The 7,688-nt window shown below is 70.6% G+C and carries 5 protein-coding genes; 1 reads left to right on the forward strand and 4 read right to left on the reverse strand.

All coding sequences use genetic code 11. The features are described 5' to 3' along the window. Nucleotides 1-62: 62 nt before the first annotated feature. Both O2L01_RS02520 and O2L01_RS02525 read right to left on the reverse strand, forming a co-directional pair. Nucleotides 63-1,754, reverse strand: a complete 1,692-nt coding sequence (locus tag O2L01_RS02520) for a DUF2264 domain-containing protein (protein ID WP_270120156.1) — start codon at nt 1,752-1,754, stop codon at nt 63-65. A 55-nt stretch (nt 1,755-1,809) separates the two neighbouring features. Then, on the reverse strand, nt 1,810-3,657 hold the full coding sequence (locus tag O2L01_RS02525) for a rhamnogalacturonan lyase family protein (RefSeq protein ID WP_270120158.1): 1,848 nt from the start codon (nt 3,655-3,657) through the stop codon (nt 1,810-1,812). 179 nt (nt 3,658-3,836) lie between these two features. Here O2L01_RS02525 and O2L01_RS02530 point away from each other — a divergent pair, with 179 nt between their 5' ends. Then, nucleotides 3,837-6,584, forward strand: coding sequence for an exo-rhamnogalacturonan lyase family protein (locus tag O2L01_RS02530; RefSeq protein WP_270120160.1), 2,748 nt, complete (start codon nt 3,837-3,839; stop codon nt 6,582-6,584). A 6-nt stretch (nt 6,585-6,590) separates the two neighbouring features. On the opposite strand, the gene O2L01_RS02535 is transcribed toward O2L01_RS02530, so the two are convergent. Then, entirely contained in the window at nt 6,591-7,196 is a 606-nt protein-coding gene (locus tag O2L01_RS02535; protein WP_270120161.1) for a DUF2017 domain-containing protein, read from the reverse strand. Further along, nucleotides 7,196-7,504 carry an ATP-dependent Clp protease adapter ClpS gene (gene clpS / locus O2L01_RS02540; protein ID WP_374727695.1) on the reverse strand — a complete coding sequence of 103 codons (309 nt, stop codon included), beginning with the start codon at nt 7,502-7,504 and terminating at the stop codon, nt 7,196-7,198. Before clpS ends, O2L01_RS02535 begins: the two co-directional genes overlap by 1 nt. Nucleotides 7,505-7,688: the final 184 nt, after the last annotated feature.

Here is a 7,688-nt window from a genome sequence, read left to right on the forward strand (position 1 = left end):
AACTTTCGATGTGTCACCTTAGAGCGCGCTTTCCAACGCTGTCAAGGTGCTTCGGCGGGCTTTCAGTCCATCCCGGCGAAGAACCGGGCCCGCAGCACGTGCCGACCGGGTTCGATCACCCCGGTGAGCACCGGGAGCACGGTCGCGGGCCAGTACAGGTGGGTGCCGGGCATCGGCGAGATCAGCCCGGGACGGCGGTTCCCGGCATCGTCGGCCAGTTCGCTGCGGATGCCCTGCGAGACAACGGCGATGCGGTGGTCGGCGACCGCGGCCTCGTGGCCGTCGCGCGGGACGCACCAGCCGCCTTCGCCGGTGTGGAGCCTGCGGGCGGTGTCGATGACATGCGTGCGGGAGTGCCGTCCGTCGAGGGCGGGCTCCAGTGTGGTCACGACGGTGACGTCCTCCCAGGGGCTCCAGGTCACGGTGACCGTGCCGTCGGCGGCGATGACGCCGTCATCGGAGTCCTCGCGGCCGCGCCAGTGGCGGCCGTCCTCCGAGAACACCAGGGCCCCATCGGGAGCGGCCGCCTCCAGACCCGGACCGTCGACCGAGTGGGAGAACCCGGCGAGGGACGAGTACGCGAACCTGGCGTAGGTGTCCCTGCCGCCGCGCATCATCGGCCGCCAGGACTGCCCGTTCAGGCGCGTGACGTTGCCGCCGGTGTCCCGCATGTGGACCGCCCGCGCGGGCGGGTGCGGCTCGATCACCGGGCCGGGCGGCGCGGCCTTGGCAGTCCAGAAGGGATGGTCGGGTCCGGCGAGGAGACCGGTGAAGATCTTCGTCGCCCACCACGGCGAGCCGGCGGTGAGGTACTGCTCGACCACCGAGTGGTTCGGGTAGCCGTAGCCGACGCTGAGGCGCCCGTCCGGTTCGAGGATCGGCTTGTCCCACCACCATTCGAGGTGGCGGCGGCTGAAGCCCGCCGCCTCGGCCCACGGCACGGCCTCCACGTCGGCGGCGGCCAGCGCGCCCCACAGGGACCCTTGGGCGAAGCGGTAGCCGAGGCTGCGTCCGTAGGGGACGCCCGCGCCGTCGGTGGCGAACCAGGAGCGGAAGCGGCGGGCGAAGGCCGCGGCGGGTGCGACGAAGCGGTCGTCGCCGCTGATGCGGTAGTGGAGGAGGCCGTAGGTGTGGAAGGCGAAGGGGTTGTAGTAGTCGACGCGGTTGCCGGGGCCGTCCTCGTAGACGCCGTCGCCGAGGTGGAACTCCCCCAGGCGTTTCAGGTGCGCGGCGGCGATGGCCGGGTCGCGTGCGGCGCCGATGGCGTCGAGGCCGTGCCCGGCGAGGACGGGGAAGAACCGCCAATTGCTGTCGATGACCTCGGTCGCGTAGGCCTGGGCGAGCCAGGCGGCGATGTGGTCCTTGGCTTTGGGCGGCAAGGGATCCCAGAGGTGCTCGGGGGCGAGGACGAGGGCCTGGCCGACGGCGGCGGATTCGACGCAGCGCTGGTCGCGGGGGCCGACGTCGCCGATGTACCAGGCGTCCCCGGGGTCGAGGGCGCGGGCGAGGGTGGCGGCGAGGGTGTCCCAGAGGTCTTGCGGCACTGCGGACTTGGCGGGCGCGAGGCCCCAGAGCGGGCGGGTGAGCAGTTCGAACCAGTTCTCGAGGTGGGAGTGGTTCGACATGGTCACCGGCATCTCGTCCGGCCCGCGGGCGGCGAGGTCGACGGCGGGCCGGCCGAGGGCCGCCGCCGCATCCCGCCAGCCGTTGAACGTCGGTTCGAGCGGCCCGAAGGCCCGCAATGGGGAGGTCACAGAGCACTCGCTATCGGTTCGTGCGGCGGGGCCGCCGGGCGGCCCCGCCGGGCGGTCAGTAGGTGATGCGGGGCGCGGGCGGGGTGGTCATGCCCGCGCCGAGGTAGTAGTCGACGTGGTGGGACTGCATGTAGCCCTTGACGCACATGCCGTTGCGGTAGTTGGGGTTGTGGGCCAGGGTGTAGAGCCTGGTGGAGGACGGTTTGTCGGTGGTGAAGACGATGAGCTGGTCGTAGGCGGCGTTGGTGTAGACGGCCTCTTCGCGCCAGTCGCCGAAGAGGTCGCCGACGAGGGTGGGGCCGCTCTGGGCGGCGGTGACGGCGCCGTAGTTCCAGGTGCTCTCGATGCGGGGCAGGCTGCCGGTGGGGGTCGGGTTGAGCGGGTCCCACTCCTCGATCTTGCCGGCGTTGAGCAGTTCCATCGAGACGTCGCCGTCCCACCAGAGGCCGAGCTGCGGCCAGGGGCGCAGGGAGGTGTCGGGTTCGGTGAGCTTGTTCTGGGCGGCGTTGTAGAGGCCGTCGAAGGACCAGACCTCCATGCCCGGGAAGCGGGGGTCGACGTCGCCGGCCATGCCGCGGCCGACGTCGGCGGTGCCGCTGAGGGTGTGCTTCCAGATCATCTGGCCGGTCGCGGCGTCGTAGTAGTACTCGCGCAGGCCGCTGGGGTTGTTCTGCTGCACGCCATAGCCTTCGAGGCCAGGATTGGCGGGGTCCATGTCGGCGATGTGGAAGCGGTCGCCGTGGATGATCCCCTGGCTCGCGAGGTTGTAGCGCATGGTGCCGTCGCCGTTGAGGACGAAGCCGATGTGGGCGATCTCGTCGGTGCCGTCGCCGTCGACGTCGGCGATGCGGATGTTGTGGCCGTCGGGCGCGTCGGTGGCGCCGCGGTGCCAGACCCATTGCTGGGTGAGGTTCTGGCCGCTCCAGGTCCAGGCGCCGATCATCATGTTGAAGTCGCCGTTGTCCTTGCGGTTCTTCATGGACGCGACGAGGGACGGGCGGGTCCCGTCGAGGTGGCCGACGCCGAAGTGCACGGCCACGGGGCCGTCGGCGAGGTAGTTCTGGGGGATGCCCGCGTAGTTGCGCAGGGCCCCGGTGCGGCCGTCGAGGATGGCGACCCATTGGCGGTCGTCGTCGGCGTGCGTCCAGGTCTGGCCGTCGCCGAAGGTGACGCCGTCGGCGATCTTCAGGGCGACTTCGGCGAAGCCGTCGCTGTTGAAGTCGTAGACGGTGACGCCGTCCCAGTGCCCGACGTCGATGGTGGCGGAGCCGGGTTCGATGTTGTCCTGGTTGGTGCTGTTGGGGCCGAGGTCGACCTCCCAGAGGAAGGTGCCGTCGCTCTTGTACGCCTCGATGGACTGGGGCGAGGTCTGGCGGTCGACGACGTAGTCGTACTCGCCGTCGCCGTCGAGGTCGCCGGTCCAGGTGAACTTGACGGGGCCGCCGGCGCGCAGCGGGAGGCGCACGACGGGTTCTTCGGCGTGGTTGGCGCTCAAGGTGAACGCGGTGCTGGGCTGCTGCTCGGCCCCGTTGAGGACGGCGGTCACGCGGTAGGCGTTGGACTGCGCGAGGTTCGCGGTCGAGTCGGTGAAATTGGTGCCGCCGGTGAGGACGCTGCCGTTGAGCTTGGTCCAGGCGCCGCCCGCGGTGGAGCGGTAGACGTTGAAGCCGATGCCGCTCGGGTCGAGGCCGAGGAGGCGCCAGCCGACGAGGACGCTCGTGCTGCTCGACCGGACCGCGACGACGCCGCGGCCGAGGTCTTCCATGGGGCGGGCGGTCTGCTGGGCGGCGACGGGCGGGGGCTCTTCCGCGTGGGTGGTCGTGGCGCTCAGGGCGAAGCCGGCGGTGGCGGCGAGGAGGCCGACCACCGCCCCCGCGACCCGAACGCGCGTAAACGTTTCCATGACTGCTCCAAGTATGCCGGTTGGAATGGCAGCGCCTGCGGTCCGGTCTCCTGCCTCGGCCGGACCAGGATCGGGCGCTCCCTGGAGTGCTTGACTATACATTGACGCATGACTATATTGAACCCCCTGAGTTAAAACGATTAAACCCCTTGCGGTCCACGCATCCCCTTGGAGGAACCTTGTCCAGCCCTGCCACGGCACCCGAACCGCTCGGCGTGAGCCGCCGCGGCGTCCTCGCCACGAGCGCCGGAGTGGCGGCCGCGGCCGCGCTCTTCGAAGCCGCGCCCGCCCGTGCCCAGACCGGCACCGACGACGGCGCGGGCCCGGACTCCGTCGAACTGCGCTGGCTCGAAGGGCCGCCGGCCGAGTCCCCCGGCTCGACCTGGGGCGTCCCTTGGGGTCAGGGCCGCTTCCCCGAAGACCAGCGGTTCCAGCTCACCGCCGCCGACGGGGCGACCGTGCCCGTCCAGACCTGGCCCCTCGCCTACTGGCCCGACGGGTCGCTGAAGTGGACCGCGCACGCGATCGGCCCGGCCGCGACCGTTGAGACGTTCACGCTCACCGCGGGCGAGCCGGCCGAGCCCGCGTTCGCGGTGTCGGTCTCGGAGTCCCGCAACCACATCGATGTGAACACCGGGGTGATCACCGCGCGGATCGCCAAGTCCGGCACCGACTTGATCAAGCACGTCAAGCGCGGGGACCGCACCCTCGTCAAGCAGGGGCACCTCGTCAACATCACCCAGGACGAGGCGCCCGACCCCGAGACCGGGTCGGTCACCCGCGACCGGTACACCAGCGACATCGACGAGGTCGTGGTCGAGCAGGACGGCCCCGTGCGCGCCGTCGTCAAGGTGACCGGCACCCACCGCAAGAGCCGCGGCGAGACCTGGCTGCCGTTCACCGTGCGCCTGTACTTCTACGCTGGCGGCGAGTCGTTCCGGATGGTCCACACGTTCGTCTACGACTCCGACGGCGAGAACGCCTTCATCGCAGGCCTGGGCGTGCGCTTCAAGGTCGCGCTCACGGACGAGCTGTACGACCGGCACGTCCGGTTCGTGGGCGAAGGCCACGGCCAGCTCACTGAGGCCGTCAAGGGCATCACCGGCCTGCGCCGCGACCCCGGCGCGAACGTGCGCGCCGCCCAGATCGCGGGCCGGGCGCTGCCCGATCCCTCCACTTGGGACCAGCGGGTGACGACACGGCTGCAGTGGATCCCGAACTGGGGCGACTACTCGCTCGCGCAGCTCAACTCCGAGGGCTTCGCGATCAAGAAGCGCACCAAGGAAGGCCACGGCTGGGTCCCGGTCGACCAGGGCCGTCGCGCCTCCGGCTTCGCGTACGTCGGCGGGCCCTCGGGCGGGTTCGGGTTCGGCATGAAGGACTTCTGGCAGCGCCACCCCACGGGACTGGACATCCGCGACGCCCACACCGAGGAGGCGACGGTGACCGTGTGGATGTGGTCGCCCGAGGCGCAGCCGATGGACACGCGGTTCTACCACGACGGCATGGGCCAGGACACCTATCCCGAGCAGCTCGACGCCCTCGAGATCACGTACGAGGACTACGAACCCGGGTTCGGCACGCCGTACGGCGTCGCCCGCACCAGTGAGCTCCAGTTCTGGGTCACCGAGGCGACGCCCACCGCCGAACGCCTCGGCGCGATGGCCGACGTGGTGCGCGCCCAGCCGCAGGTCATCGCCCCCACCGAGCACATGAGCGCGGCCGGGGCCTTCGGCGGGCTCTTCGGACCCGTCGACCGATCCCACCCGGTGAAGGCCGACGTCGAGGACACGCTCGACTTCCTGTTCGAGCACTACCGCACCGAGCAGGACCAGCGGCACTGGTACGGGTTCTGGGACTTCGGCGACTTCATGCACTCCAAGGACGTCGACCGCAAGATCTGGCGGTACGACGTGGGCGGCTACGCCTGGGACAACTCCGAGATCTCCCCCGACCAGTGGATCTGGACGGCGTACCTGCACACCAACAGGCCCGAGGTGTTCCGCTTCGCGGAGGCCATGACCCGCAAGACGAGCGAGGTCAACTGCTACCACATCGGCGACTGGGCGGGCCTGGGCACGCGGCACGGCGTGCAGCACTGGGGCGACTCCTCCAAGCAGGTGCGCGTCTCGAACGCCAACTACCGCAGGTACTTCTACTACCTCACCGCCGACGAGCGCACCGGCGACGTGCTCCACATGCTCGCCAGCAGCGAGGAGACCGCGCTCGTCCTCGACACCGGCCGCAAGATCCGCTCCCCCGAGGACCCGTGGAACCCCGACCGGAACGCGATCGACATCGGCTTCGGCACGAGCTGGGCGGCCCTCGCCGCCGCGTGGCTCACCGAATGGGAGCGGCGCGGCCCCGACTGGGAGTTCTGCCGCCAGAAGGTGCTCGGCACGATGGAGACCATTGCGGCGCAGCCCAACGGCTTCGCGCAGGGATCGGGACTGTACGACATGGACACCGGCCGGTACGCGATCGCCGAGACGCCCGTGACCGAGCGCAGCAACCTCAGCAACTCCTTCGGCCGCATCGAGATCTGCGCCGAACTCATCCAGCAGATCGACATGCCCGCGTTCGAGGCGGACTGGCTCAAGTACTCCCGGTACTACACGGCCACCCGCGAAGAGCAGGAGGCCGAGTACGGCGGCCGCTTCGGCGACCTGTTCCTCTACTCCTACACGCGGGCGAACGCGTTCGTGTACCAGCGGACCGGCGATGAATCGCAGGCCCGGCTCGCCTGGGACCGATTCAGGGGCGCGAAGGACGCGCCGGACTACACGCCGCGCGAGACCGAGGACGTCACGACCACGCTCAACCCGATCGCGTGGTGGCCCAACGGGGGCACGAACGACATCGCCCAATGGGGACTCGCCGCGATCCAGATCCTGCACCTGGTCGGCGACTTCGCCCCTGAGGAGTGAGCGTCCTCAGAGGGACTGCATCAACGCCTCGACCAGGGTGTCCTGCAAGGCGGTCAGCCAGCCGTAGGTGAGCACCAGCGGACTGCGCGGATCGTCGTCCGGGAGCTCCAGCAGCTCCTCGAAGTCCTCGTCCTCGACGATCTCCAAGCGGGACGCGAGGACGAGGCGCAGGTCGTTCAAGGCGCCGAGCCACTGCCGGCACTCCTCAGGTTTCAGGTGCAGCGTCGCGCGCTCCTCCCCCTCCGGGGCCAGCGCCTCGAGGGAGCGGATCACGGCCTGCGCGTCGTCGCGTTTGCGGGCGCGCAGGTCGTGCTCGGTGTAGCGGCGGAACTCGGCCGAGGCCGCTGCCGCATCGATGCCGTCGACGACACTGTCAGGGCCGAGATCGGTGTAGGCGTCCGGGAAGAGCCGGGCCAGCGCGGGGTCCCCGGGGAGTTCGGTGGGGCCTTCGCTGAAGGCCGAGGCGATGAGGTCTTCGGCGGTGCCGCCGGTGCCTTCGCGGGCGTCGATGAACTCGATCATGTGCTCGGCGTAGGCGCGCAGGAGTTCGGCCTCGAACTCGTCGAAGGAGGCGGCCGCGCCGCCGTCCGCGGCCTCGAAGTAGCGGCCCATCAGCGGTCCTGCCGGAGGGTCGCCCAGAGGCCGTAGCCGTGCATGGCCTGCACGTCGCGCTCCATCTCCTCGCGGGTGCCGCTGGAGACGACGGCGCGGCCCTTGTGGTGGACGTCGAGCATGAGCTGGTTCGCCTTCGCCTCGGAGAAGCCGAAGTACGACTGGAAGACGTACGCGACGTAGCTCATCAGGTTGACCGGGTCGTTGTGCACGAGCGTGATCCACGGGACGTCGGGGTCGGCGGTCTCGGCCGCAGCCGAGGCGCGCTCGGTCTCGACGGCCGCGGCGCAGCGGACGGGCATCGGCATTCGGGCTGGCACACGCCAATGCTGCCATCTCGGTGCGGAGGCGGGGAGCTGACTGGCGGGACTGTGTTCTTGCATGCGGTGTTCTCCATGCGGCTCCGGGGCCGCGGGGGGGGGGCCGGGGGGCGGGGGGGGGCCGGGGGGGGGGGGGTGGGGGGGGGGGGGGGGTGGGGGGGGGGGGGGGGGG

The sequence above is a fragment of the Glycomyces lechevalierae genome, from assembly GCF_027622945.1.
GTDB classification, from domain to species: Bacteria; Actinomycetota; Actinomycetes; order Mycobacteriales; family Micromonosporaceae; genus Glycomyces; species Glycomyces rutgersensis.